The 23,429-nt window shown below is 38.2% G+C and carries 26 protein-coding genes and 1 pseudogene; 17 read left to right on the top strand and 10 right to left on the bottom strand.

From position 1 onward, the window contains the following. Positions 1–40 precede the first annotated feature (40 nt). The 4 genes from SJY09_RS07935 to SJY09_RS07920 are packed head-to-tail and all read left to right on the top strand — an operon-like array spanning position 41 to position 3,885. Positions 41–1,408, top strand: coding sequence for an MATE family efflux transporter (locus SJY09_RS07935; protein ID WP_396638414.1), 1,368 nt, complete (start codon positions 41–43; stop codon positions 1,406–1,408). 19 nt (positions 1,409–1,427) lie between these two features. Next, entirely contained in the window at positions 1,428–1,655 is a 228-nt protein-coding gene (locus SJY09_RS07930; protein ID WP_396638413.1) for a hypothetical protein, read from the top strand. A gap of 5 nt (positions 1,656–1,660) precedes the next feature. Next, a complete protein-coding gene (locus tag SJY09_RS07925) occupies positions 1,661–2,230 on the top strand; it encodes a phosphatase PAP2 family protein (RefSeq protein WP_396638412.1) in 570 nt (189 codons plus the stop codon). Continuing rightward, positions 2,227–3,885 carry an ArnT family glycosyltransferase gene (locus tag SJY09_RS07920; protein WP_396638411.1) on the top strand — a complete coding sequence of 553 codons (1,659 nt, stop codon included), beginning with the start codon at positions 2,227–2,229 and terminating at the stop codon, positions 3,883–3,885. Before SJY09_RS07925 ends, SJY09_RS07920 begins: the two co-directional genes overlap by 4 nt. Here SJY09_RS07920 and SJY09_RS07915 read toward each other — a convergent pair. The 5 genes from SJY09_RS07915 to SJY09_RS07895 form a co-directional block, all read right to left on the bottom strand. Further along, the gene (locus SJY09_RS07915; RefSeq protein WP_396638410.1) at positions 3,869–4,762 is read right to left on the bottom strand and encodes a lysylphosphatidylglycerol synthase transmembrane domain-containing protein; all 894 of its coding nucleotides are present in this window, start codon (positions 4,760–4,762) and stop codon (positions 3,869–3,871) included. The genes SJY09_RS07920 and SJY09_RS07915 overlap by 17 nt on opposite strands. Further along, positions 4,746–5,705, bottom strand: coding sequence for a glycosyltransferase family 2 protein (locus SJY09_RS07910; RefSeq protein WP_396638409.1), 960 nt, complete (start codon positions 5,703–5,705; stop codon positions 4,746–4,748). The genes SJY09_RS07915 and SJY09_RS07910 overlap by 17 nt, the downstream gene beginning before the upstream one ends. An 82-nt stretch (positions 5,706–5,787) precedes the next feature. Beyond that, the gene (gene meaB, locus SJY09_RS07905) at positions 5,788–6,780 is read right to left on the bottom strand and encodes a methylmalonyl Co-A mutase-associated GTPase MeaB (protein ID WP_396638408.1); all 993 of its coding nucleotides are present in this window, start codon (positions 6,778–6,780) and stop codon (positions 5,788–5,790) included. A 130-nt stretch (positions 6,781–6,910) separates the two neighbouring features. Then, the gene (locus SJY09_RS07900; protein ID WP_396638407.1) at positions 6,911–7,483 is read right to left on the bottom strand and encodes a DUF2911 domain-containing protein; all 573 of its coding nucleotides are present in this window, start codon (positions 7,481–7,483) and stop codon (positions 6,911–6,913) included. Between the two features lie 35 nt (positions 7,484–7,518). Beyond that, positions 7,519–8,427, bottom strand: a complete 909-nt coding sequence (locus tag SJY09_RS07895; protein WP_396638406.1) for an aldose epimerase family protein — start codon at positions 8,425–8,427, stop codon at positions 7,519–7,521. Positions 8,428–8,532: 105 nt separating this feature from the next. Here SJY09_RS07895 and SJY09_RS07890 point away from each other — a divergent pair, with 105 nt between their 5' ends. From SJY09_RS07890 to SJY09_RS07880, 3 genes are read left to right on the top strand one after another with little or no spacing between them, the layout of a single operon-like run. Then, entirely contained in the window at positions 8,533–9,075 is a 543-nt protein-coding gene (locus SJY09_RS07890) for an RNA polymerase sigma factor (protein WP_396638405.1), read from the top strand. Further along, entirely contained in the window at positions 9,059–9,637 is a 579-nt protein-coding gene (locus tag SJY09_RS07885) for a hypothetical protein (protein ID WP_396638404.1), read from the top strand. The genes SJY09_RS07890 and SJY09_RS07885 overlap by 17 nt, the downstream gene beginning before the upstream one ends. Continuing rightward, positions 9,621–11,075, top strand: a complete 1,455-nt coding sequence (locus SJY09_RS07880; protein ID WP_396638403.1) for a hypothetical protein — start codon at positions 9,621–9,623, stop codon at positions 11,073–11,075. The genes SJY09_RS07885 and SJY09_RS07880 overlap by 17 nt, the downstream gene beginning before the upstream one ends. 99 nt (positions 11,076–11,174) lie before the next feature. On the opposite strand, the gene SJY09_RS07875 is transcribed toward SJY09_RS07880, so the two are convergent. Continuing rightward, the gene (locus SJY09_RS07875) at positions 11,175–11,909 is read right to left on the bottom strand and encodes a sugar-binding protein (RefSeq protein ID WP_396638402.1); all 735 of its coding nucleotides are present in this window, start codon (positions 11,907–11,909) and stop codon (positions 11,175–11,177) included. Positions 11,910–12,116: 207 nt separating this feature from the next. After that, complete coding sequence (gene msrA, locus SJY09_RS07870; protein WP_396638401.1) at positions 12,117–12,815, bottom strand: peptide-methionine (S)-S-oxide reductase MsrA; 699 nt, start codon at positions 12,813–12,815, stop codon at positions 12,117–12,119. A gap of 167 nt (positions 12,816–12,982) precedes the next feature. On the opposite strand from msrA, the pseudogene SJY09_RS07865 reads away from it, so the two are divergent. Together SJY09_RS07865 and SJY09_RS07860 are read left to right on the top strand one after the other, a co-directional pair. Next, positions 12,983–13,069, top strand: a pseudogene (locus SJY09_RS07865) (peptidase M23); the annotation flags it as partial. Between the two features lie 185 nt (positions 13,070–13,254). After that, a complete protein-coding gene (locus SJY09_RS07860) occupies positions 13,255–13,491 on the top strand; it encodes a hypothetical protein (RefSeq protein WP_396638400.1) in 237 nt (78 codons plus the stop codon). Between the two features lie 12 nt (positions 13,492–13,503). Here the strand turns inward: SJY09_RS07860 and SJY09_RS07855 are convergent, their stop codons facing one another. After that, complete coding sequence (locus SJY09_RS07855) at positions 13,504–14,115, bottom strand: hypothetical protein (RefSeq protein ID WP_396638399.1); 612 nt, start codon at positions 14,113–14,115, stop codon at positions 13,504–13,506. Positions 14,116–14,117: 2 nt separating this feature from the next. Then, positions 14,118–15,071, bottom strand: a complete 954-nt coding sequence (locus SJY09_RS07850; protein ID WP_396638398.1) for a hypothetical protein — start codon at positions 15,069–15,071, stop codon at positions 14,118–14,120. A 274-nt stretch (positions 15,072–15,345) separates the two neighbouring features. On the opposite strand from SJY09_RS07850, the gene SJY09_RS07845 reads away from it, so the two are divergent. The 3 genes from SJY09_RS07845 (at position 15,346) to SJY09_RS07835 (ending at position 16,449) form a co-directional block, all read left to right on the top strand. Further along, on the top strand, positions 15,346–15,582 hold the full coding sequence (locus SJY09_RS07845) for a hypothetical protein (protein ID WP_396638397.1): 237 nt from the start codon (positions 15,346–15,348) through the stop codon (positions 15,580–15,582). 27 nt (positions 15,583–15,609) lie between these two features. After that, a complete protein-coding gene (locus SJY09_RS07840) occupies positions 15,610–15,735 on the top strand; it encodes a hypothetical protein (RefSeq protein WP_396638396.1) in 126 nt (41 codons plus the stop codon). A 474-nt stretch (positions 15,736–16,209) separates the two neighbouring features. Next, positions 16,210–16,449 carry a hypothetical protein gene (locus SJY09_RS07835; RefSeq protein ID WP_396638395.1) on the top strand — a complete coding sequence of 80 codons (240 nt, stop codon included), beginning with the start codon at positions 16,210–16,212 and terminating at the stop codon, positions 16,447–16,449. Here SJY09_RS07835 and SJY09_RS07830 read toward each other — a convergent pair. Further along, positions 16,446–17,165: an arylesterase gene (locus SJY09_RS07830; RefSeq protein ID WP_396638394.1), complete on the bottom strand. Its 720-nt coding sequence runs from the start codon at positions 17,163–17,165 to the stop codon at positions 16,446–16,448. The genes SJY09_RS07835 and SJY09_RS07830 overlap by 4 nt on opposite strands. Positions 17,166–17,226: 61 nt before the next feature. On the opposite strand from SJY09_RS07830, the gene SJY09_RS07825 reads away from it, so the two are divergent. The 5 genes from SJY09_RS07825 to SJY09_RS07805 all read left to right on the top strand — a co-directional run bounded on the left by SJY09_RS07825 (position 17,227) and on the right by SJY09_RS07805 (position 23,365). Next, positions 17,227–17,916, top strand: coding sequence for an ABC transporter ATP-binding protein (locus SJY09_RS07825; RefSeq protein ID WP_396638393.1), 690 nt, complete (start codon positions 17,227–17,229; stop codon positions 17,914–17,916). A gap of 47 nt (positions 17,917–17,963) precedes the next feature. Next, positions 17,964–20,462 carry an ABC transporter permease gene (locus SJY09_RS07820; RefSeq protein WP_396638615.1) on the top strand — a complete coding sequence of 833 codons (2,499 nt, stop codon included), beginning with the start codon at positions 17,964–17,966 and terminating at the stop codon, positions 20,460–20,462. A 198-nt stretch (positions 20,463–20,660) separates the two neighbouring features. Next, positions 20,661–21,395, top strand: coding sequence for a flavodoxin family protein (locus SJY09_RS07815; protein WP_396638392.1), 735 nt, complete (start codon positions 20,661–20,663; stop codon positions 21,393–21,395). A 259-nt stretch (positions 21,396–21,654) separates the two neighbouring features. Continuing rightward, positions 21,655–23,004 (top strand): ATP-binding protein, encoded by a 1,350-nt coding sequence (locus SJY09_RS07810; RefSeq protein WP_396638391.1) that lies wholly within the window; start codon positions 21,655–21,657, stop codon positions 23,002–23,004. Then, positions 22,997–23,365, top strand: coding sequence for a response regulator (locus SJY09_RS07805; protein WP_396638390.1), 369 nt, complete (start codon positions 22,997–22,999; stop codon positions 23,363–23,365). The genes SJY09_RS07810 and SJY09_RS07805 overlap by 8 nt, the downstream gene beginning before the upstream one ends. Positions 23,366–23,429 lie beyond the last annotated feature (64 nt).

Genomic DNA, 23,429 nt, shown 5'->3' with positions numbered 1-23,429 from the left:
CCATTTTTAGAAGTATCTTTGACTTCGTAATACAGTTATTTTGTTTCAAAACTATACCAAAGAATTTTCTTATAACATAAAGCTTTCCGTACCTGTAATTTTAGGTATGCTTGGGCATACTTTTGTTCAGTTCGCGGATAATATTATGGTCGGTCAGTTAGGAACCGCTGAGCTAGCTGCCGTATCCTTGGGTAATAGTTTTGTTTTTATAGCCATGTCTTTGGGGATAGGCTTTTCTACAGCTATAACTCCCTTGGTAGCTGAGGCTGATGGCGCCGATAATAGAGAGAACGCCAAAGGCGCCTTGAAACACGGTTTACTACTTTGCACTTTTTTAGGATTGTCACTGTTTGGATTGATTTTGTTGGCCAAACCTATTATGTCGTTAATGAAGCAACCTGCCGAGGTCGTGGACTTGGCTTTACCTTATTTAGATATTGTTGCTTTTTCTCTAGTTCCATTAATTATTTTTCAGGCTTTTAAGCAATTTTCAGAAGGGCTGTCACAGACCAAATATCCTATGTATGCAACGGTTATTGCAAATGTGGTGAACATAGTCCTTAATTATCTTTTAATATTCGGTGCGCTTGGTTTTCCTGAATGGGGAATTGTCGGTGCCGCCATAGGTACCTTGGCAGCTAGAATAATTATGGTAGTCTATATTTGGTTATTGTTAAGGAGTAAAACGAAGTTTCGGTATTACGTGACCGCTTTTAATTTTAAAAATATAGAACGAAGGGTTATCAATAAGATTGCTTCGTTGGGTTTTCCATCGGCGTTACAAATGTTTTTTGAAGTAGCAATTTTTACGGCAGCGATTTGGTTAAGTGGTGTCTTAGGAAAGAACCCACAAGCCGCCAACCAAATAGCCCTGAATCTAAGTAGCATGACCTTCATGTTTGGAATGGGCCTTGGTGTAGCCGCAATGATACGCGTGGGAAACCAAAAAGGATTGAAAAACTTCAAAGAACTCCGTAGGATAGCACAATCAATTTTCTTTCTTACTTTTTTGTTAGAAATTATATTTGCGATATTATTTTTATTGGGGAGAAATTGGTTTCCTACCCTATATTTAGATGCAAACGATACCCAGCATCTTGCGGATAATGCCGAAGTAATTTATCTAGCCGCCCAACTGTTACTGGTGGCAGCATTCTTTCAGATTTCTGACGGAGTCCAAGTTGTTGTTCTAGGTGCTTTGAGAGGTTTGCAAGATGTGAAGATCCCTACACTGATAACTTTTATAGCTTACTGGTTGATCGGTTTTCCTATTTCATATTATCTAGGGCTTTATACCGATTTTAAAAGTGTAGGTATCTGGTTGGGACTACTGACCGGCTTAACGGCTTCTGCCATTATGTTGTATATTCGATTCAATTATTTGACGAAAAAATTGATTGCTAATTAATAGTAAACTTGAGTTTTAAATGGAACTACCAAAATTTTTATTAGGGGACAATACCGATTACCCCAGTGCAATTTTTATAGTGCATACGGAATATCCAAGATTCGTCATTAATTTAGAAAATGATGAAGTGGAGTGGTTGGAAGAGTTTTCCAAAGAAGACGAAAAAGAATTAGAGTCCGAAGCCGAGAATCTTATAGAAGCGGCTACCGCTTTTTATGATAGGGAAATCTCTCGTTACGAAGATTAATAAAAATGCTAGAGCAACTTCTTCATTTTGATAAGGATTTATTCCTCTACTTAAATGGATTGGGTGTTGCTCCTTGGGATAATTTTTGGCAATTTATCTCTAACAAGTTTAGTGCTATTCCTCTCTATATATTTTTGTTATTAATCTCCTACAGAAAGTACGGTCTAAAGAGTACGGCACTTTTGCTCATTAGTATCGCTTTACTCATTACGGTATCTGACCAATTGAGTAATTTTTTCAAATATGGTGTTGGTCGTTTAAGACCCTGTCATGACCCGGATTTATCAGGAATTACGCGCTTGGTGAAAAGTTATTGCGGCGGAAAGTACAGTTACTATTCCGCACATGCATCAAACGCCTTTGCGATCGCGGTTTTCTTTGGAGCCATACTTAAGTCAGAGGCAAAATACATGGCTACGGTCCTTTTACTTTGGGCTACACTGGTAGCTTATAGCAGAATCTATATTGGGGTACATTTTCCTTTAGATATTATTACGGGAGCTTTGATAGGTTCTCTTTTGGGATGGTTGTTTGTAAAGTTATATATCTTTGCCCTTCGTAAATTCTCCCTATGATATCCAACTTAAGATTCTGGTTCTTAATCCTTCTTGTTGTATTGGTATATGTCGCGGGTACTTTTGCTACCCTTTTTGAGAATGATTCTGCCCAGTTTGCTGTAATGGCCATGCGCATGGTTCAAGAGCATGATTTTCTGAACTTGTTCAAAGGACCTAACGAGTATTTAGATAAGCCACATATGCATTATTGGCTGGCTGCACTTTCTTATAAGTTGTTCGGTATTTACGATTGGGCTTACCGTATTCCAGGAATCTTGGCTACACTATTAGGAGCTTATAGTTGTTTTGGTCTTGGTAAACTATTATATAACCAGCATACGGGGAAACTAGCAGCGCTAATATTCATGACTGCCCAGACTATAGTTTTAGGCGTTATTGATGTGCGTACGGATGCTATACTTACCGGGTTTGCTATTTTTTCTATTTGGCAATTGGCCACCTACATTGAAAATGGAAGTATTAAGGCAATACTACTTGGTGCACTAGGTGCGGGAATAGCATTCTCTACCAAGGGGCAAATCGCATTATTGGTCATTGGCTTGCCCTTGCTTTGCCATGTGGCATATATGAGAAGATGGAAGGTCTTCTTAAATTGGAAGGTGCTTGTTGCTTTATTGATTTTTGGAATAGTGATTAGCCCAATGCTCTATGCTTATTATCATCAGTTTGATATGCACCCTGAAAAAGTAATCCGTGGTAAATCAAACAGAAGCGGTATATTTTTTATTTTTTGGGAACAGAGTTTTGAGCGTTTATCGGGCGAGGGAATCGGAAAAAATAGCAGTGATTACTTTTTCTTTTTTCATACTTTTTTATGGGTCTTTCTCCCTTGGACCATATTGTCCCTTACCACCTTATGGAGCAGAACAAAAACATTCATCAAACTAAAGTTTGAATACAACCCCAAATATGAGTTTTTAACGCTTGGAGGTATAATTTTGGTTTTCATATTAATAAGTTTTGCACAGTTTAAATTGCCACATTATCTAAACGTAACCATTCCGCTCTTTTCAGTAATAACAGCATCATATTTATATGATTTACATCGCTTTCAGAAAGAAAGAGCAACCAAATTTCTTATGGCAGGGCAATACTTTATTTTGGCTATTGTGTTTATTGCATCTGCCTTATTATGCTTCTTCGTCTTTAAAGTTACTAGCATAGTAACCTACGGTATTTTCCTAGTAGGTGCAATCATCATTATTTATTACGCCTTAAAGAGAGAGGGTAGATATGTTCGCTTAATTACAGTATCCGTTTGTGCATCGCTTTTACTAAATACGGTACTTAACCTTCATTTTTACCCCAATTTATTGGCATATCAAGGGGGTTCCGCTATGGCCACTGTGGTAAAGGAAAACGGCATTCCGGTTGATGCTATTTATAAAATAGGAAACGATTACACTTGGGCCTTGGACTTTTATAATCAACACCCCGTCCAATTAACGACCGTTAAAGACCTTCAAAAGAAAAAGGATGTTTGGGTGTACGCCAATGAAAAGGAGCTAGAAGAACTTCGTGCAACAGGTATTGATTGGGATAAAAGATATAGCGTAAAACAATTTAGAATAACCCGTCTACAGGCTAAATTCTTAAATCCGAACACGCGTTACAAAGTGTTGAACAATAGGTATCTTATACATGTTTATTAAGATGGTTTTTAGCTACCAGTTTCAAATCCACTTTTTTAAAGTGGTACCAAATTCCAAGCAGTGAGACCAGTGCGGTTATAAGGAAGAATACAACACTTATTCCTACAGAAATATTTTCATCTAGGCTAAGGAGGGAAGCACCATAAAAAAAAGTAACTTCTCTACTACCTATCCCACCTATGGTTAATGGTAGTACCGAAACTATTGACGATACTAAGAAAATCACTAAATAGGCAGTCTCATTTTCGGTTATTCCTAAAGCCATCATAATAAACCAGACACTGATTAATTGGGCAAATTGGACCAAGGCAGAATATCCTAAAGCGGACCAGAATATAGGCAATACGTAATTGAAAAAACGCTTGTTCAACAACCAGAAAACAAGGATAGAGAGCGGGATCCCTATAAGGAACAGATATTCCATTCCCACCAGTATTGGGTTTTTTAATAAGCATATCAACAAGCAAGCATATATAAAGAGTAGTAGTAGTCCACTTAGCCTATCTAGAACTAAAACACTGACTACCCTTTTGGTCGGAACTTGAAAATTTTTCTTTATCAGATAACCTTTGTACGCATCGCCACCAATTCCTCCTGGTAGGAACAAATTATAGAACATGCCTAAAAAGTAGAGTTTAAGATTACTTTTATGTGTAAGCGTAACCCCTAATTGGTGAAAGTACCCATTTAGCCGAAAGGCAGCTAAAACTTTGGAAAACAGAAAAAAGAGAAGGGCTAGAAATAGAAATGTAGGTCGACTCTTTTCTAGCGTATTCCTAATTTCCCCAATATTTATTTTTGTGCAGACAAAATAGATGAGAATAGCACTTATAAGAACCTTTAAAACAGTAGTTATACTTTTATGCGTATTTGCCACCTATGCTAACTTTTTTAATACGATAAGGTCTCTTTTTTTGCGATTCATAGTACGTACGTATTAAAAGCTCCATAACAATACCGATAGTGAAGAGCTGTATACCCGCCAGAATAAACATCATCCCGAACATGAGCAGTGGTCTTGTGCCGATATCTTCCCCAAAACCTAGTTTTACCACTAATAAATACATGTTAATTAAGACGCCTAATAGAATCATCAAGAAACCAAAAATGCCAAAAAGATGAATGGGACGTTGAAAGTATTTTCTAATAAAAAGGAGTAGCATCATATCCGCAACTACCTTAAAAACACGTTCTAAGCCATATTTTGAAACACCTGCATGCCTGGCATGGTGCTTCACGGGAACTTGCTTTATCTGTGCGCCTTCCAAATGTGCCAAAAGTGTAATAAACCGATGCATTTCGCCATATAGGTTCAAATCCTTTGCAATATCTTTTGTAAAAACTTTAAGGGCACAGCCATTATCCTTGATATCTAATTTGGTGACCCTACGGACCAAAAAGTTTGCAATTTTAGAAGGTATTTTCTTTACCAAAGAGTCTTTTCGCTTTTGACGTATTCCTGTCACCACATCATATTCGCCGTCAACGGCAAAGGAGAGCATTCCAGGAATATCACTAGGGTCGTTTTGTAAATCACCATCCATAGTAATAATAAATTCTCCCTCTGCATAATCGATTCCTGCGGCCAATGCTAAACTTTGGCCATAATTCTTTTTAAGCGCAATGAGATGTACTTTATCATCCTTGAGTTGATTTACCACCTGCTTGGTGTTGTCCCTTGAAAAATCATCGATGTAGACAATTTGATAATTGTAGCCGGCTAAGCTCTCATGGATTTTTTCTGTTAAAAGTGCTACGTTCTCTTCCTCATTATAAAGGGGTACAACTACAGATAGGAGGGAAGTGGTAACAATAGCCATTGGTCGGTATAAGAATTAGCCGTAAAGTTATGTTTTTTATCGCTAAGATGTTCAATAGGTTTTACCAATAACACTTAGTTAATTACGCTTTCATTTCTTTATAGGCTTGTAATAACTGCTGTGCTACAGCGAAAGGGGAACTACTGCCATTAACTACCTTTTTCTCTAAGGCTTCAAGTTTTTCCTTTACCAACGGATTATGATAAAAGTCCATTTTAAGGCTACTTTCAATATGCTGTTTAAGCCAGCTTTTATTCTGTTCTTGTCGCTTAGCGGCAAAGTGACCTGAATCTTTTGTTTTTAGCGTATAGGATTCTATAATTGACCAAAGTTCTTCTAAACCCGTATTTTCAAGGGCAGAACAACTTGTAACTTGGGGTACCCAGCCATTATCTTTTGGAGGGAACAGGTGTAATGCCCGTCTAAATGCTATTTCGGCCTGTTTGGCACTATTAGTATTAGCACCATCCGCTTTGTTTATCGCAATGGTATCTGCCATTTCCATGATACCTCTCTTTATTCCCTGTAATTCGTCACCGGCACCGGATAGCTTTAGTAATAGAAAAAAATCTACCATACTATGCACGGCCGTTTCACTTTGACCCACGCCTACCGTTTCTATAATTATAATGTTATATCCTGCGGCTTCTAATAGGATTATGCTTTCCCTTGTTTTTCTGGCTACACCGCCTAAAGAGTCGCCAGAAGGAGAAGGTCGAATAAAGGCATTTTTATCCTGCACCAACTCATGCATTCGTGTTTTATCGGCTAGAATACTGCCTTTGGTAAGGTTACTGGAAGGGTCTACCGTGAGTACGGCTACGCGATTGCCTTTTGAAGTCAGTAGTTTGCCTACACGCGCTATGAACGTACTTTTCCCCACTCCAGGAACCCCGGTAATGCCAATTCTAATAGTTTCGCTTTTCTTGAAAAGGCATTTTTCAATAATGATGTTGGCTATTTCTTGGTGTTGTTGCTTGGTGCTTTCTACCATGGTAATAGCCTTGCTTAGCGCAGCTATATCCTTAGAGAAAATACCCCGCACTAGTGCTTCAGCATGGTACTGCGGATTCAAATTACCAGATTCTTTCGTTTGAGATATGATAGCTTCTTTCTGAGGTTTATTTATTGGTGTCGCTTAGGGGTTTACTATCCCTAGGCTTACTTCGAAATCAAAATTATGTTTTTTATCAATGCCTCGTGTGCTAGCCCTGAGTTAGTTTGCCAAGCGGAACATTTACTTTAACCATATCCCAGGCAAAACTTAAATATAGTTGTTCTGTTTCTTCAAATGATATCGTAAAGTTTTCCTGAGGTTGCACTAGTTTTCTTACGGGTACTTCTACCTGAAGTACATCTGCCTCTTCATTACGTGTAGTCTCCTTTCCACCGCTTAAAATAGTGACACCCCAATCTGGAACTTCTTTGTTGAAAATTATTGTCCAACGCTCTTTATTGGGGATTGTCCAAAGCGAATACGTGCCTGCCGGTAAAGTCTTGTCTATTACCTTTATGTTGTCTGCTGTAGTAAATGTTGTAGGTTCATTGGCACCTGTGCGCCATACCTTACCGTAAGGTACTAATGCACCGAATATTACTCTATTCTTTTTAGACGGACTAGAATAATATACCTTAAGTTCCGTATTGTCAAAATTATAGGTGGTCGTAGTTTCTGGACTATATTTCTTAGTATAACCTTGTAAATAAGGCATACCCACAAAGTAGAAAAGAGCACCTAAGACCAGCAGTGTAATCAGTATTTTTTTTAAAACTTTCATTAGCGCTTCTATTTCGGATTAGAACGGTATCGTTTCTAAGGTACTAAATCAAACTTATAAATGGCAATATTGTTATAAATCTCTCCAGGTCTTAGTACACTATTCGGAAAATCGGGTTGGTTGGGGGCATCCGGATAATTTTGAGTCTCAAAACAGATGCCTGGAAAATCTAGCGGTGTAAATACGATTACCGCAGGTTGGTTGGTGTATACTTTCATAGATATGCCAGATTTGGGCGAAAATAGTTCTGCTACTTTTTCACTGCCCATATCTTTCACAAAGGGAGTGTCTAAACGTTGTACTCCAATTTCCCTTGGCAACAAAAAGTCTTTTTCCGTACCTCTTACTGGTATCTGGTTTCCGGTAGGTAATAACCTGTCATCCATTTCTAAAACTATGGGACAATTAAGTTGTAACTCATTATTGTCCACATAGGGGCTGTCATCTAACTTAAAGTAAGAATGATTCGTTAGGTTTACCACCGTACTTCTGTCCGTTATGGCCTCATGTACTATTTGTAAAGCGTTATTAACAAGTTTGTAGGTTACATTAACGGTTAAATTTCCTGGGTATCCTTCTTCCAGATGCTTACTTACATAGGACAATTTTATAAAGGGGTCATCTTTTTGACTTACCTCTTCAATTTTCCAATACTTCTGATGAAAACCTTCCTTTCCTCCATGCAAGTGTACCCCGTCTTCTTGATGTAAAAAAAATTGTTCGCGGTCCAGTTCAAAACCTCCTTTGGAGATTCTACCCGCATAACGGCCAACACAAGAGCCAAGACAATTGTCATCTAAACGGTATCTGCTCGGATGGTTGTAACCAACAACTACATTGGTATATTTTCCGTCTTTTCCCTTAACTAATAGTTTTTGTATCGTAGCCCCGTAATCTAGGACTATTAGTGTTATGAATTCGTTGGATATCGTAACTTGTTTCAATTGCAGATTTTAAAAGATTTGTAAAAATAGAAGTTTTTTGCAACATCTATTTTTTTCTTTCGTCCTTAAGATAACAACAACTAAAAACAAACACCGAACCGACCAATGTTTCAGATTGACGTTGTAGAGAAATGCAAAGCTAACGACCGTAATGCGCAGCTAAAACTGTACCGACAGTATTGCGACGGAATGTATGTGGTGGCCATGCGATTCGTAAATAACGCTAACGATGCCGAAGACATTTTACAGGAGTCTTTTGTTAAGGCTTTTCAAAAATTACATCAATTCAAAGGTGAGGTGACTTTTGGGGCATGGCTTAAAAAAATAGTAGTGAACAAGTGTATCGACTTTTTGAAATCGAAAAAACAACATTTGGTTTCTTTAGATGAAACCTACATGAATCCTGTAGTGGAAGAAGATTGGACAGTGGATGACGGAATCTCAATTCAATTAGTAAAAGAGGCGATAGACAAACTATCGGAAAAATATAAATATGTAGTCCTTATGTATTTGGTAGAAGGTTTTGATCATAAAGAAATCGCCCAAGTATTGGATATTACGGAAACCACCTGTAGAACCAGATTATTAAGAGGAAAAGGTCAATTAAAAGAATTATTAAAAACAAAACGATATGGGACAGGATCTTAGGGAAATGTTCGAAAAAGAACGTTCAGAACAGCGGTTCAAACTAAAAGAGGGTCATGAGACACGTTTTTTAGACAGACTGGACGATGCGCTTCCAAAACAAAAAAATGTTGATTTCGGCATATTAAAAATAGCGGCATCCGTACTCTTGGTAGTAGGTCTTAGTTTCTTTGGATACCTACAATTTTCTAAAGATGATAAGGTAACTACTACAACCATTACAGATACAGAGACCACTTCGGAAACTAATACTGATTTTTCATTAGGGGACCTCTCTCCAGATTTGAAAAAGGTTGAAAATTATTACGTAGCCCATATTAATATGGAACTGTCGAAATTGGAGGTTTCCGACGATAATAAGGAACTCATAGATAGTTATATGGAGCGTTTGGCCGAGTTGAACGCGGAGTATAAAGCCTTAAATGAAGAGCTCAACGATTTAGGTCCCAATGACCAGACGATAGCAGCGTTAATAGAGAATTTACAGTTACGATTACAATTATTACAGAAGTTAAAAAAGAAGTTAAATCAAGTAAAAACATCAAAAAATGAACAGATTATCTAAAATGCAGCTAAGGCAACTCATCATTGCCTTATGCTTTTTCGGAATTACAAGTAGTGCTTTTGCACAAAAACAAAGTAAAACTTTTAAAGAAACCTTTAATGTTGGTACAGATGCTGTACTTGATATTAATACAAGTTATGCCGATATAGAATTTGAAACTTGGGACAAGGATATAGTAGAGATTAGTGCTACCGCAACTTTGGAGGGAGCCACGGACGAGGAGGCAGAGAAATACTTTAGGAATGAACCTTTTGATATTTTAGGGAATAGTAAAAAAATTGAAATTACATCGCGGTCTAGTCGTATGGGTTTATTCTCTGGTAACGATTTTGACTTTGATTTTGAAAATCTAAATATAGAAGTGCCGGATATGAGTCCCTTTATTGAGGAATTAGCGGACATTGTCCCTTTTCCTGAAGTTGCGGAGATAGCTTCGTTCCCAATGACCAAAACTTTTCATTTCGATTATAGCGAATACAAGAAAGATGGGGAGAAGTATATGAAGAAATGGCAGAAGGAATTTGAAAAGAGTTTTGATAAAGACCATCTAAAGAAACTGGAGGAGTGGGGAGAGCGCATGGAGAAAAGAGGTGCGGAAATGGAAAAACGAATGGAGAAAAGTATGGAGCGTAGACAAGAATTGATGGAGAAAAGAGCTGCTGAAATGGAAAAAAGAGCGGAGGAGAGAGAAGAGCGTTTTGAGAAAATACATCAAAGAAGAGCTACTCGGAACCTGCGTAAAGATACTATTATAAACTCCTTTTTTAGAAGGGATTCTCTGAGAAGCGAACCTAATATCTTTTACTTCTCTTCCGATGGAGAAAACAAAAATTATAAGATCAAAAAAACCATTAAAATAAAGTTGCCGAAATCTACACGGATAAAAATGAACGTTAGACATGGGGAAGTAAAGTTAGCCGAAAATACAAAGAACTTGAATGCGACTTTGTCGCACTCAAGCCTTTGGGCGGCCACTATATCCGGTGATCAAACGAATATAGAAGCATCCTATTCACCAGTAGAAGTTAAGAACTGGAATTACGGTCAGTTACAAACAAAGTACAGTAAGGATGTAAATTTAGCAGAAGTGTTGCATTTGCAGTTAAGTGCTACATCATCGGAAGTAACCATAGACAAATTGTTAAACACTGCCCATATCAAAAATGATTTTGGTCCATTACATATTATTGCCTTTAGTGATGATTTTAAGGAGTTGGACGTTAGCTTGAAAAATGCAGAGATGGATTTGGGACTTCCAAAAACAGCCACGGCAATTTATGTGAAGGGTAATTCTTCTAAACTTGAGAAACCTATAAGTATGCAATTAAACAGGACGGTAAATGGAAGTACGGTCGTAAACAAAGGATTTCATTTAAAGCAAAACAGTGGAAAATCTATTATCATAAATGCCGATTATAGTGATGTAGTGCTACACTAATTTTTTTGGCACCGAAAAAACGTATCATATCCTTGGGGCTTGCCTCGAAATTAAATGTTTATTTCCTACGTATGCCTTGCGGACTTGCCCTGTGGTAATTTACTTCTTCAAAACCAATGTCCCAAAAATATCCGCATTGATCCAACCTTGATTTTTATCCTCTCCCGGCACAAATACGGAACCTATAAAATTTTCTCTTTCCGCACTTTCATCGTTATCGCAATAGGCTAAAGCAAAACCCATCTTTTTTTTGGATTTAAGTTTTACTTCTTTGTTCGCTATACCATCGGTATAGGAATCGTCAAAAATGGTTAGGGCAAGCTCCCAAGTAGTTAAATTATCCACGGTATGATGTTTGGAGCGCACATGATCGTTATACAATGTCGGCGCCTTGTCCGGTGCAAGATCTACTACATTACCGTCCAGTGCTACGTGATAGGCGAATGCATTATGGCTGTACTGATGTAGACCACCAGAGTTATCCTCGTCTACAAAAACTTCAACGCAATCATCGTTCCACCATAGTTTTAAAGGGTCGGCAGTGCGGTCATAGAGAATATCGTCTGTAATTTCAACTAACAAATACAGCCCTTGTTCGTTCCAAGCTAGTTTGTAGCGTCCATTAAAATCCTGATGGTCATATGGACCTCCTATCCAATTTTGATCTAAAGGGTTCCAATCAATTAAGTTCCAAAAGCTTTCTGTGGCCTTACCGTCTAGATTAGGTGCATTGACTGTATACGGAACTTCAATTACTGCAGTATCGGCCTTCTTTTTTGCAGTGTTACATGACACTAACAATATTGCGAACAGCACTAAAAACACTGGTTTCATGACTTACAAATTTGGGGTTTGTATAAATAAATATAGCAAATTCTATTGTCATGTAAGCTTTTTATTACACTAATCAGGGTTGAGAAGATGTCTTACGTATCGGTAGAAGTGGTTTCTTTTGTTGATTGCACTACTCCGTATCTATCGTAATAGCTCATAAAAAAAGCGTCTCAAAAGGACGCTTTTTTATTAATGACTATTATTTTCTTAATGTGCATCCTCTTTCAGGAAAGCTTTAAAATTTTGTTTGAACCTATTCAATCTCGGGATAGAAACATTTCTTATATAGGAGTTATTGGGATTATTGCGTTCGTAATCTTGGTGATAATCTTCGGCTATCCAAAATTTCTCAAATTCCTTTACCTCGGTAGTAATAGGAGCCCCATCATATACATCTTGGTCTTTTAAGGCTTGGATATAGGCTTCAATAATTTTCTTCTCTTCCTCGTTTTTGTAAAAGGCGATTGAGCGGTATTGTGTTCCTTTATCAGGCCCTTGTCTGTTCAAGGTTGTAGGGTCATGTGAACCAAAAAATACTTGCACCAAGGCCGTAAAGGAAATTACCTCTGGGTCATAGTATATTTCCACAGCTTCGGCATGCGTAGTTTTTCCATAACCTATCATTTCATAGGTAGGATTATCTTCCTTTCCTCCAGAATACCCGGATATGGATTCCTTAACCCCCTTTACGCTTTCAAAAATAGCCTCCACACACCAAAAACAACCACTTGCAAAATAGGCAGTTTCGTACTTACTCAAATCCTGTGGACTTAATTTTTCCTTTTTTGATGTGGTCTCTAATGCGGGATTTGAATTTTCTGCCGTACTGCTTTTCTTCGTATTAGATTGGCAGCTGGTTGCAAATAGCGCCGCAACTGATAAAATGGTGAATCGTAATAGTTTCATTTTTCTTTCTTTAAGCAATTTGTAGGCAATTTACAAAGTACTTACAGGAGAAAGGGTTAAAATATGTTAAGGAATTAGATTGTAATTCTATTTTTACAATATGAAGCCTTTTAAAGAAAAACTAGAAAAGCTTTCTACCCATACCATAGGCTATGAAGGCATCTGCTGGTGATTATCCCGGAGGATGTGCTCAAAAAGACTTAGCCCACTATCAAGAGAACTGTCCCGACCCAAACCTTTTGCTAAAGTTATAGGAGGAACTTACCGTTTATCCGCAACTTTTTTCGGTAAGGTGTTTTTAGGGTAGGTGTCGTTTATCGATGGATTTTCCCACTTTAACCGGATTGCTGTCAGATACCGAGTAATATGGGTTTTTCGGCGAACGACCACCCTTCGAAACACACTTGCTCCCGTTATAATAGTGTAACAAACGCAAGTCATGAAAACAATAGCAACCATCTTCTTTATCTTCTTCATCGGAATGACCGCTCAGGCTCAGAACAACACCGCTGACGTCAAAGTTGAAACTATTGAAATGACCATAGTAACCGAAACAGCTTACGAGTTGAACTTCGAAACTAAGACGGAGGTTGCTAGATTGTACAAGCACAAGAATGCTAGAGTAACCAAGGCATTATCTTTTGCTACAAAAAGAAACAAAGCTAAAATGGCTTAAGCTTTATTCATATTATTTAAATACCACAATCGCCACTTTCTCTTCCCCGTAATATAACACGCCTATGGAGGTGCTTTTTTTAAGTAGAAAATAGAAATCTAGTTTTTTCGAGCGGTAAGTACCAGGCCTAAAGTAAGTAACCTGACTTTGAGATTTGAATGGCTTACCGAAAGCCAATGGCGTTTCAATAATTTCATAACCATCGAATTCATATTCATAAAAGGAGTCCATTATAGAGATATCCTCAGAAACTTCTGGATTTGGTTTTTCTAATGGTTCGGTGGCCAATCTTGGAAAACTTAATCGCCGCATTGCCATTCGATGGGCTACATCTACAGGTCTTATCCTAAGTTTATTGGTTTCATCTATTAAAGAGAATTTATTAATGTCGAACAAGGCATATTCCCCGTCGGTTGTTGCCATTTTAAGTCGAACGTGAGCTGTCTTAAATGTTTTGGACTTGAAACGTGTGGTATTCGAAGCATTAAAGGGTGTGATTTCCGTACCTAAAATCTCTATGTAAAACTTCTTTTCGTCAATATAAAAGCGTTGACCGAAAATGAGTGAACTGCTAAAAACAAAAAACAAGAAAGTAACTGCTTTAGTGTGTCCTTTAATGCCCATAGCTATTCTTTTACCTTTCTCTTAAAGGTTCTGGCGATTGTCTTAAAGGCTGCCATATTTTTTTCATACTCCGCTTCTGAAGAACCTAATAAGATGTAATAAAGCGTATCGGAAAATAGGATTACTTGATAGATTTTCGTATCAATCTGTTTCGTTTTGGTTTTGCCTCTAGCTATAATTTCAAAACCTTCTAGGTCGTCAATTGTTATTGGAGTAGTACTTAATATACTATCTATTGTAATAGGATTTTGTTTGATACGGTTTTCGGCATAACTTTTTCTATCAGATATTTCTAATTCGGAAAAAGACTTCGAAGCAATAAAAATAGCTTTATCCGAAGCAGTAGAAGGGATGGTTCCTTCTCTATTGAATAAAAGGGAGGGACCTACATTCTTTACAAACACGAGGTCTGTTGCTTCGGTAGTTATTTTAAAATCTACCGTATCAAAAGGATTGATTATTTTTTCAGCATCATAAACAACGCTTAGCAGCGTTTTCTTTACGGCAGCGGCCAGGTCATTTTCGTTAGCTTTTAAGAAGGTGCCATTGATTAGGATACTCTCATTTTCCGAGCCAAAGGCCAAGGTGTATTTAGAATACGTATTGCCGTAAGCCTCTTGCTCTCCCTTAATCAATAAGGCGGTATTTGTATTGATGATGAATTCCTCTTTTTCCAGGAGTGTCATACCTTGAGTTTGAAGCCCTTCTTTTGTAAATGCTCTGCCTATCTCCGGGAATGGAGCGGGAACTTCCACTATCATAATACTTGAACCAGAGCTATTCTGTTGAAAACCAGCAAAGTTTGCAGCATTTATGAAATCAGGGGGCGGTACTAAACTTATTTTAGTTCCTTCCACGGAAATATGCTCCGCAGTAATTGTATTAGTTACTGTATTTTGTGCTAATGCCGTTATAGCGAAAAGACCGATTATTAGGTTGCTAAAAGTATTTTTCATGTATGCGATTATGAGCATCAAAAGTAATCAGAACTAAGTTGATATGCTTCCAAGTAACGTTTAATGCGTTAATTTCTCATGTTTAGATTGATGTCCTAACCGTTTATCCGCATCTTTTTTCGGTAAGGTGTTTTTAGGGTAGGTGTCGTTTATCGATGGATTTTTGCACTTTAACCGGATTGCTGTCAGATACCGAGTAATATGGGTTTTTCGGCGAACGACCACCCTTCGAAACACACTTGCTCCCGTTATAATAGTGTAACAAACGCAAGTCATGAAAACAATAGCAACCATCTTCTTTATCTTCTTTATCGGAATGACCGCTCAGGCTCAGAACAACACCGCTGACGTGAAAGTTGAAACTGTTGAAATGACCATAGTGACCGAAACAGCTTACGAGTTGAACTTAGAAACTAAGACACAGGTTGTTAGATTGTACAAGCACAAGAATGCTAGAGTAACCAAGGCATTATCTTTTACTACAAAAAGAAACAAAGCTAAAATGGCTTAATAACGAACAAGATAAAAAGTAACGATTATGAGAAATTTCATTAGTAATAGTATCAAGGTCATGTTGGAAACTTTAGGAGTGTCGCTTAAACCAGAACTAAAAAGGCGGTATGTCCTGGTTCCTGTTGAAAGGACCAATGGATTTAAAAGATGATCTCAACCGGTTATCAGAAAAGCGCCCAATCAATGTAAAGTCCGTTTCGTCTTGTTATAATTCGCATTGGCTACACCTTATATTTTAAAGTTTTTATGTATTCTACTAGTAAAATAATTTTCTTGGTGTTGCTGTAGCAGCAAATGGAGACGGAAAGAACATCATATGAATAACAAGTCATATACTTCACGCAAATAACGCACGAATTAGTTTCTTCAATTATTAAGCACGTTTCTTAATATGCTATTATTCGGCAAACTAGCAGAATTTTAATAAAATGTAGGAAAAGGCTTATTAAATCGATAAAGTGTATAAAAAACCGGATTAAAAACAAGAGTGTTTGTAAGAATTTTTGAATCAAATGGTGTAACTCATCGAAAATTTTGCGTTTCAACGGTAAAAACGAACTTGTTATCGATTCAAATCAAATGAAAATGAACATGTGGTAGTTATCAATATCCCAAATCACCTACTATGCGAACTAATCTTATTTTATTACTTGTTATCTGTATGGGGGCTTTTGCCCAGGCCCAGGATACGAAAGCGGAACTAAAGGTAAATCCTATTTCCATGCCAATGTACACCACTGTTCACCAAACTAAATTGGTCAAGGAACAGCTCCCAGCGGTAACCGGTGTTTTTGTTCTTAAACACTCCAGAATTAAAAGAGCCCTAACTTTTAAAATAAGAAAGAGAGATGTTAAATTGGTTTAATCAAGAACCATCTCTGTTTCTTCAACAGGTTGGATTACTTCTGCTAGCACTTCCCAAACGTTTCGTGCAACTATTTTTTGACCTTCGGCGGTGGGATGAATCCCATCGTCTAAATTCAGGTCGGGAATCCCTGCAACTCCTTCCAGTAAGAACGGAATAAGAAGGATATCGTTTTTGGCTGCCAAATCGGGAAATATGTTTCGAAATTCTGTGGTATAGGCTGCTCCCATATTAGGCGGAATCTGCATTCCTGCGAGTATAATTTGAGTATTTTCATTTTTAGACCGCACTAAATCAATCATTTGCTGCAGATTAGCCCGTGTCTCTGTTAACGGAATTCCACGTAAACCGTCGTTTGCCCCTAGTTCTAATACAAAAATGTCAACTTCTTGATTCAGGACCCAATCCAATCTATTTAAACCGCCCGAAGTTGTTTCTCCACTTAAACCAGAGTTAATAACGGTATAGTCCAAACCTAAGGAATCTATCCGCTCTTGTATTCTATTGGGAAAGCCCTCTTCCGTTTCCAAGCCATAGGCTGCGGTTAAACTGTTTCCAAAGAAAAGAATCACCTTATTGCTGTCGGATAGTGTTGCTTCATCGTCTTTTACGTCTACCGTAGTAGGTGTTTCAGCAGCTTTTTGTTTTGGATTTTCACCACAGCTGTATACCAATACCGCTAGAAAAAAATAACTAAACTTTAATACTTTACCCATGTGCTATGCTTCTAAAAGTCAAAATCATTGCCTTATTTTGTTCTCTTGTACGATATGACTTATGACAAAGATATTAAACGTCCGTAACCTAAGGAAAACCTATACGAGCGGGGCTAAGGATTTAACAGTTTTAGACGATATCAACTTCGCAATTGAGAAGGGAGCGACCTTTTCCATTGTGGGGCCTTCTGGGAGTGGAAAAACGACACTTTTAGGGCTTTGCGCCGGTCTGGATAAATTGGACACGGGTTCCGTGGAATTATGCGGACAGGAACTAAGTCAGTTGACCGAGGATAAACGTGCGCTCTTGCGCAATCAGAAAGTAGGTTTTATTTTTCAGGATTTTCAACTTTTACCAACCCTTACCGCTTTAGAAAATGTTGCGGTACCCTTGGAACTGCAAGGCGCCGCCCACGCGATTAAAGACGCCAAGAATTTGTTACATAAAGTAGGGTTGGGAGATAGGTACGACCATTATCCTTCCCAATTATCCGGTGGAGAACAGCAACGTGTTGCACTGGCAAGAGCTTTTGCTAACGCGCCGGAAATTTTATTTGCGGATGAGCCTACAGGTAATCTTGATGAGGAAACCGGGGAAAAGGTCATAAAACTGCTATTCGATCTGAACAAGGAAATGGGAACTACTTTGGTCATTGTAACCCATGATCTGGATTTAGCACAATTAACCCAGCATATTTTACGATTAAAGGGCGGAAAAATAATTGCTAACGAAACTACGGCGGTATCTTGAGCGATTTAAAGCATACTTCGAAAACTCCCATGAGCTGGTTGTTTAAAATGGCTTGGAGAGATGGTAAGGCCAGTGGTAAACGTTTATTGCTATTTATGGCGTCGATTATATTGGGCATTGCCGCTGTGGTGTCCATTCAGTCTTTCAGTCAAAACTTAAAGGATAACATAGGATTACAGTCCAAAGCCCTTATGGGTGCGGATTATCTAATTGATAGCAACCAGCCCGCCAACGCCCGTGTTCAACAGCTAATGGACTCTTTAGGTGGTGCCGATGCTATGGAAGTAAAGTTCGCCTCAATGGCGGCCTTTAACAAGAACGGTGCCACAAAATTGGTGCAAGTACGTGGGGTAAAGGGCGGTTTTCCGTTCTATGGTACATTGGAAACCGAACCGGCCGATGCTGCAAAAACCTACCAAGAAAGGGGAGGGGCATTGGTGGATGTTACGGCAATGTTACAGTTTAATTTAAAACCCGGGGATAGTGTAAAACTAGGTACGCTAAGTTTTCCCATTATAGGGGCTTTGGTAACCGCTCCAGGGAGTACGGGAATTGGAACTTCTGTAGCACCACCGGTTATGGTGCCCTTTCGTTTTATGGAGCCGAGCGGTCTATTGCAAAAGGGCAGCAGATTGGAGTACGATTATTATTTTGTTGACCCGGATGCCGATTTAGACGCGCTGGACAAAACCGTTGACCCCTTGTTGGATGAACAGAACGCGGATATGGATACGCACACCGCCACCAGTCAACGATTGGGAAGGCGCTATGACAATGTAGGTCGGTTTTTGAATCTGGTAGCCTTCATTGCGCTGCTTTTAGGCTGTGTGGGTATTGCCAGCTCCGTACATATATACATTAAGGAAAAGCTAAAGGCGGTGTCCGTTTTAAAATGTCTAGGGGCATCTAGAAAACAGACCTTTCTAATATACTTGCTTCAAATTGCGGGTATGGGCTTGCTCGGCGGACTGGCAGGTACCTTGGTCGGATTGGTGCTGCAACAATCCTTTCCGCTGATACTGCAAGAGTTTTTACCCTTTGAAGTCGCGATAAACACCTCTTACTCGGCTATTATCACAGGACTGTCATTGGGTCTTAGCATGTCCGTTCTTTTTGCACTTTCACCCCTTATCAGCACTTGGTATGTGTCCCCTTTAGCGGTGCTACGTGTACAGGAGCGTACGGGTGAAAAATCGAGATGGGCAACTATGGGCGTTTTTGCCATTATTGTTCTTTTTGTCTTCCTTTTTGCCTATTGGCTGTTGGGTAACTTTAAATTTGCCTTTGGTTTTGTAGTTGTGGTCTTACTCACCTTTGCCATTTTGGGAGGTGTCGCCATTGGATTTATGCAATTGGTAAAACGTTTTTTTCCGAAATCTTGGACCTTTACTTCTAGGCAGAGTCTGTTGAACCTTTTTAGACCTAATAATCAGACCGCGGTACTTATTTTGGCTATTGGTATTGGTACCTTTTTAATAAGTACGCTGTATTTTACCAAGGACTTTTTATTGGCGAAGGCTACATTGGAATCTAGCGAGAAAAGCCCTAATATTATTTTGTTCGATGTGCAGACGGACCAGAAATTAGCCGTTGCCAACACCATAACCCCAAAGGGTATGCCCGTATTGGATAATATTCCTATTATTACCATGCGTTTGGAAAAGATTAAAGAACGCTCGGTGAACGACATTCGTTTGGATACCACTACCGGAATCAATAAATGGATTTTAAACCACGAGTTTCGTGTAACCTATAGGGATTCTTTGATCGGTTCTGAAAAACTGGTCTCGGGCGACTTTGGTGCTGAGGTAGTGCTTAACAGACCCGTACCTATTTCGTTGTCGGACAATGTTGCTCGGGACGCACAAGTGGTTTTGGGAGATACCTTATTGTTCAATGTACAAGGTATGCTTATGGAAACTGTAGTTGGTAGTATTCGCCAAGTAGATTGGGGAAGGATGCAGTTGAATTTTTCCATTGTGTTCCCTACCGGAGTATTGGAGAAGGCTCCTCAGTTTCACGTGCTTACCACTAACGCACCGGATAAGAAAGCTTCGGCGGGCTTACAGCGTGAGTTGGTGCAGCGGTTCCCCAATGTGTCCATTTTGGATTTACGACAAGTATTGACGCTCGTTGAAGGTATTCTGGATAAAATTTCTTGGGTTATTAGTTTTATGGCCTTTTTCAGTATTCTTACGGGGATTATTGTGCTTATCGGCTCCGTTCGTAATAGCAAGTACCAACGTATACGGGAAAGTGTACTTTTACGTACCCTTGGGGCTAAAAGCAATCAGATTCTTAAAATTACGGCGTTAGAATACCTTTATTTAGGACTTTTGGGTAGTGGAGTAGGTATTTTGCTGTCCTTGGTCAGTAGCCAATTGTTGGCCTATTTTGTTTTTGATACGCCATTCGTGCCTTCTATGGTGCCCTTTTTGGTGGTATTGCCAGGAATAACGCTCTTGGTACTCGCTATTGGCTTATCTAACAGCAGCAGTGTCTTAAAAAGTCCACCGTTACAGGTGTTGCGTAGGGAAAATAGCTAGTGGAACAGTAAAAAACCACCATTAAGGAGTAGAGCTACCAAAAAAGCTTTTGGTGATATATTTGATGTTGGAACGAACCAGTAGATGCCTCACCCTAACTTTTTAAATTAATTAGTTACTTTGTTGATCCTAATGCCATATGTTTAAACTTGTATATTACTGTGTTTAATTGTATTGTAATCGTTTAAATTTAGAACTATGGATAAAATAGATTTTAGTCACTTAAAGGTGATTTATATTAATTGTACACTTAAAAAATCGCCACAAGAAAGTCATACCGCACGTCTTATGGAAGTATCTAAGGCAATTATGGCTAAAGAAAATGTAACGATTGATGAGATTAGATTAGTAGACCACAAAGTTGCTAGTGGTGTCTACCCCGATATGACCGAACACGGTTGGGAAGCAGACGTATGGCCAAAATTATTTGAACGGGTGATAGAGGCGGATATTTTAATATTGGGAACACCAATTTGGTTAGGTGAAAAATCTTCTGAAGCTCAGAAACTTATTGAACGACTTTATGCCATGAGTGGAAAAACCAATGCTAAGGGTCAATACATGTATTACGGTAAAGTTGGAGGCTGTATCGTTACTGGTAACGAAGACGGAATAAAGCATTGTGCAATGGGTATATTGTATTCACTTCAGCATATAGGTTATTCTATTCCACCACAAGCGGATTGTGGATGGATTGGAAAAGTAGGCCCAGGACCCAGTTATGGGGATAAAGAATGGAAAGGGGAGAAATTAGATAGGCCTGTTGGGGTTGAGAGTGATTTCACGAATAGAAACACCACGTTCATGACCTATAATCTACTACACTTAGCAACTATGCTCAAAGCAAATAATGGTTATCCCGGTTATGGAAACTCTAGGGAAGAATGGGACAATGGAGAACGATGGGAATTCGAGAATCCGGAATATAGATAAATCATCTGAGGTTTTCTATTTAGCAGTTAAACGATTTGCTATTATTCTGAAATGGATTAAAACCATTTAACTATTGATGATATCCGAGGGGGTTTCCTTATATTTATACTACAGAAAAATCTCACGTACCATAGTGATTTAGACTGAGCTTCTTTTTATTTGGTTTTTTAGGATTTTATAAATTAAGTAATTTAAAGTCAAAGTGATATGCAAGTCAGTATCTAGGTGTTTAGTGAACAAATCAGTAATTCTGTCTGAGATGAATACACCCGAAATAGTAAAACTAAAAAAGCGATTAGCGTTAATAAATGAGACCGTTTCTAACGAGATCTACAACTTAGGGGATTCTTTTTTTGAACAAATTGTAATTAAGCTGAACGACGCATTGGGGGCGGACTACACTTATATTGGGGTGTTGAACGAGGATGCCAGTGAAATGACGACACTTACCCTAGTGAACAAAGAGGGGCTAATGGATAATTTTTCTTATCCGTTAAAATATACTCCATGTGAAAACGTAGTAGGGCAAACGGCTTGTACCTACGAAAAGGATGTAACCCTGTTTTTTCCAAAAGACCAATTGTTGGCAGATATGGAAATAGAAGCGTATACCGGTATTCCTTTATTCAATTCTAAATCTGTTCCTACAGGTATCTTAGTCTGTATGTTTAAAGAGCCAATTACCGATATTCATACTTACGAATCCCTATTACTCATATTTGCTTCGCGTGCCGGCGCAGAACTCGAACATAAGAAGCTATATACAAGATTGGATAAACATAAGAAAGAACTAGAAAATAAAGTGCAGGAGAGGACCAAAGAGCTTATTCAAAAAAATAGGGAATTGGAGATTAGTAACAAGGAATTGGGGTTAGCTGTAAATAAACTTTCTGAGGCCCAAAATCAGCTTATTCACTCCGAAAAAATGGCTTCTTTGGGCATACTTACAGCCGGTGTTGCACATGAAATAAATAATCCTTTGAATTTTATTTCAGGTGGGTACACAGGACTTAAGAATTATTTTGAGGATAGCAACGAAACCACCAATGGTCAAGTAAACTTCTTTCTGAATAGCATTAATACTGGAGTTGAAAGAGCTTCGAAAATTATTGATGGTCTTAGTCAATTTAGTAGGTCAACCGATAGTTTTGAAGAATTCTGCGATATTCATAGGATTCTCGATGATTGCCTAATTATGCTAGATATTAGTATAAAGGACAGCATACGTTTAAGGAAAGAGTATACCAATTCCGAAGTAAATATAACAGGTAACCTGGGTAAACTGCATCAGGTATTTTTGAATATCTTAAATAATTCTATACAGTCCATAACTGATAAAGGCGAAATATTGGTAAAAACAAAACGTTTTGAATCATTCGTTGAGATTAGTATAAATGATAGTGGTTCTGGAATAAGTAAAGAAAATATATCTCAAATAGTAAACCCTTTTTATACTACGAAACAAGCCGGAGAAGGCACAGGACTGGGTCTATCTATTACGTTTACCATTATAAAAGACCACAGGGGTAGTATTGAGTTTGAATCTGAAGAAAATGAATACACCAAGGTTATCGTAAAATTACCCATAAACCGAAATCAACATGACTGATGTATCTAAAATTTTATATGTTGATGATGAGGTTATCAATCAGCATCTATTTAAAATAAATTTAAGTAAACATTATAACGTAATTACCGGAAGTGATGGTGCTGAAGGACTAGACATTCTTAAAAACGATAAGGAAATTAAATTAGTAATCAGCGATATGAAGATGCCTATCATGAACGGGATGGACTTTATTAAAAATGCAAAGCTAATGTACCCGAACCTTCCTTTCTTTTTACTTACTGGTTTTGATATTACACCGGAAATAAATGAGGCGATAAACTCCAAGCTGATTATTTCCCATTTAAGAAAGCCATTTGATATTACCCAAATGCTTTTGGCTTTTTCAAAAGCGTTAGCGTAAAAGGATGCACTAATGAAATTTTTGATTTAGTTTCAGATTTTATGGTAACTAAACACTTCTTTTA

Origin of the sequence: Maribacter sp. R77961 (assembly GCF_044594925.1) — a bacterium.
Classification (GTDB): Bacteria; Bacteroidota; Bacteroidia; order Flavobacteriales; family Flavobacteriaceae; genus Maribacter.
Note: the sequence above shows the minus strand (reverse complement) of the source record. Positions and strands in the feature narration are given on the sequence as shown.